General features: G+C 56.0%; 2 rRNA genes. Both read right to left on the bottom strand.

Annotated features, from left to right (window positions below):
* Positions 1-6: 6 nt before the first annotated feature.
* Positions 7-122, bottom strand: a 5S ribosomal RNA gene (gene rrf, locus RVY79_RS16530).
* A gap of 110 nt (positions 123-232) precedes the next feature.
* Positions 233-3,132: ribosomal RNA gene (locus tag RVY79_RS16525) — 23S ribosomal RNA — on the bottom strand.
* Positions 3,133-3,238: the final 106 nt, after the last annotated feature.

Raw genomic sequence — 3,238 nt, 5'->3', positions numbered from 1 at the left:
ATAAATGCCTGACGATGACCTACTCTCGCATGGGGAGGCCCCACACTACCATCGGCGCTGAGCGGTTTCACTGCTGAGTTCGGCATGGGGTCAGGTGGGACCCGCTCGCTATGGTCGTCAGGCGGAACTGGTGTCATGGCCCGTCCGGGCCACAACGCAATCGGGAATAAGCTGACACGCTACGTCTCGCGTATCCGGGGCTGTGTTCGTCACCAGACCCCTTGGGTGTTATATGGTCAAGCCTCACGGGCCATTAGTACACGTTAGCTCAACGCCTTGCAGCGCTTCCACACCGTGCCTATCAACCAGCTGGTCTCGCTGGGCCCTTCAGGAGGCTCGAGGCCTCGGGGAGATCTCATCTTGAAGGGGGCTTCCCGCTTAGATGCTTTCAGCGGTTATCCCGTCCGCACATAGCTACCCGGCAATGCCACTGGCGTGACAACCGGAACACCAGAGGTGCGTCCACTCCGGTCCTCTCGTACTAGGAGCAGCCCTTCTCAAATCTCCAACGCCCACGGCAGATAGGGACCGAACTGTCTCACGACGTTCTAAACCCAGCTCGCGTACCACTTTAAATGGCGAACAGCCATACCCTTGGGACCGACTTCAGCCCCAGGATGTGATGAGCCGACATCGAGGTGCCAAACACCGCCGTCGATGTGAACTCTTGGGCGGTATCAGCCTGTTATCCCCGGAGTACCTTTTATCCGTTGAGCGATGGCCCTTCCATACAGAACCACCGGATCACTAGAACCTACTTTCGTACCTGCTCGACGTGTCTGTCTCGCAGTCAAGCACCCTTATGCTCTTGCACTCAATGCACGATTTCCAACCGTGCTGAGGGTACCTTCGTGCTCCTCCGTTACGCTTTGGGAGGAGACCGCCCCAGTCAAACTACCCACCACACACGGTCCTCGACCCGGATAACGGGCCCAAGTTAGAACGCCAATGATGCCAGGCTGGTATTTCAAGGTCGGCTCCCCCGGGACTGGCGTCCCGGGTTCCAAGCCTCCCAGCTATCCTACACAAGCAACATCAGCATCCAGTGTGAAGCTATAGTAAAGGTTCACGGGGTCTTTCCGTCTAGCCGCGGGGACACCGCATCTTCACGGCGATTTCAATTTCACTGAGTCTCGGGTGGAGACAGCGTGGCCATCATTACGCCATTCGTGCAGGTCGGAACTTACCCGACAAGGAATTTCGCTACCTTAGGACCGTTATAGTTACGGCCGCCGTTTACCGGGGCTTCGATCAAGCGCTTCGCCGGAGCTAACGCCATCAATTAACCTTCCGGCACCGGGCAGGCGTCACACCCTATACGTCCGCTTACGCGTTAGCAGAGTGCTGTGTTTTTAATAAACAGTTGCAGCCACCTGGTATCTTCGACCGGTGGCAGCTCGGGCCGCGAGGGCCGTCACCACCACCGGCGCACCTTCTCCCGAAGTTACGGTGCCATTTTGCCTAGTTCCTTCACCCGAGTTCTCTCAAGCGCCTTGGGATTCTCACCCTGACCACCTGTGTCGGTTTGGGGTACGGTCGCATGTGATCTGATGCTTAGAGGCTTTTCCTGGAAGCGTGGCATCAGTGACTTCCAGCCCGTGGGCTGTTCGTCTCGTGTCTCGGCATTCTCTTTGAAAGAGCGACCCGGATTTACCTGAGTCACTTGCCTACACACTTTCACCAGGGCTACCAACGCCTGGCTCACCTAGCCTTCTTCGTCCCCCCTTCGCAACCACATCCGGTACGGGAATATTAACCCGTTTCCCATCGACTACGCCTTTCGGCCTCGCCTTAGGGGCCGACTCACTCTGCTCCGATTGACGTCGAACAGAAACCCTGGGTCTTCCGGCGTGCGGGGTTTTCACCCGCATTATCGTTACTCATGTCAGCATTCGCACTCGTGATATCTCCAGCGGACTTCTCAATCCACCTTCACCGACTTACACGACGCTCCTCTACCGCTCACCCTGAGGATGAGCCCGTAGCTTCGGCATCTGGTTTGAGCCCCGTTACATCTTCCGCGCAGGCCGACTCGACTAGTGAGCTATTACGCTTTCTTTAAAGGATGGCTGCTTCTAAGCCAACCTCCTAGCTGTCTAAGCCTTCCCACATCGTTTCCCACTTAACCAGAATTTGGGGGCCTTAGCTGACGGTCTGGGTTGTTTCCCTTTTCACAACGGACGTTAGCACCCGCTGTGTGTCTCCCACGCTGCACTCATCGGTATTCGGAGTTTGCCTCGGGTTGGTAAGCCGGGATGGCCCCCTAGCCGAAACAGTGCTCTACCCCCGACGGTGATACGTGAGGCGCTACCTAAATAGCTTTCGAGGAGAACCAGCTATCTCCGGGCTTGATTAGCCTTTCACTCCGATCCACAGCTCATCCCAGCATTTTTCAACATACTTGGGTTCGAGCCTCCAGTCAGTGTTACCTGACCTTCACTCTGGCCATGGATAGATCGCCCGGTTTCGGGTCTATATCCAGCGACTGCGCGCCCTGTTAAGACTCGGTTTCCCTACGCCTCCCCTAATCGGTTAAGCTCGCCACTGAATATAAGTCGCTGACCCATTATACAAAAGGTACGCGGTCACACCCCTAAGGGTGCTCCCACTGCTTGTACGCATACGGTTTCAGGATCTATTTCACTCCCCTCGCCGGGGTTCTTTTCGCCTTTCCCTCACGGTACTGGTTCACTATCGGTCAGCCAGGAGTATTTAGCCTTGGAGGATGGTCCCCCCGTCTTCAGTCAAGGTTTCACGTGCCCCGACCTACTCGATTTCACCAATGCGGGTTTTCGGTTACGGGGCTATCACCCACTATGGCCGGCCTTTCCAGGCCGTTCACCTAACCGTGCATTGACTTAAGGGCTAGTCCCCGTTCGCTCGCCGCTACTTAGGGAATCTCGGTTGATTTCTTTTCCTCGGGGTACTTAGATGTTTCAGTTCCCCCGGTTCGCCTCCCAACCCCTATGAATTCAGGGTGGGATACCCAGCTTGTGCTGGGTGGGTTTCCCCATTCAGAAATGCCCGGGTCGTCGGTTGTTTGCCACCTCACCGAGCCTTATCGCAGGCTACAACGTCTTTCATCGCCTCTGGCTGCCTAGGCATCCACCGTATGCGCTTCATCGCTTGACCATATAACCCCAAAGGGACTGGTCGGGCGACGAACACGATTTTGCCGGATACGCTTGAGACGTATCGTCTTGCTTTGTCAGCTTATTCCACATTGTTAAAGAGCATT

Source organism: Chromohalobacter sp. HP20-39 (genome assembly GCF_033052815.1).
GTDB lineage: Bacteria > Pseudomonadota > Gammaproteobacteria > Pseudomonadales > Halomonadaceae > Chromohalobacter.
Note: the sequence above shows the minus strand (reverse complement) of the source record. Positions and strands in the feature narration are given on the sequence as shown.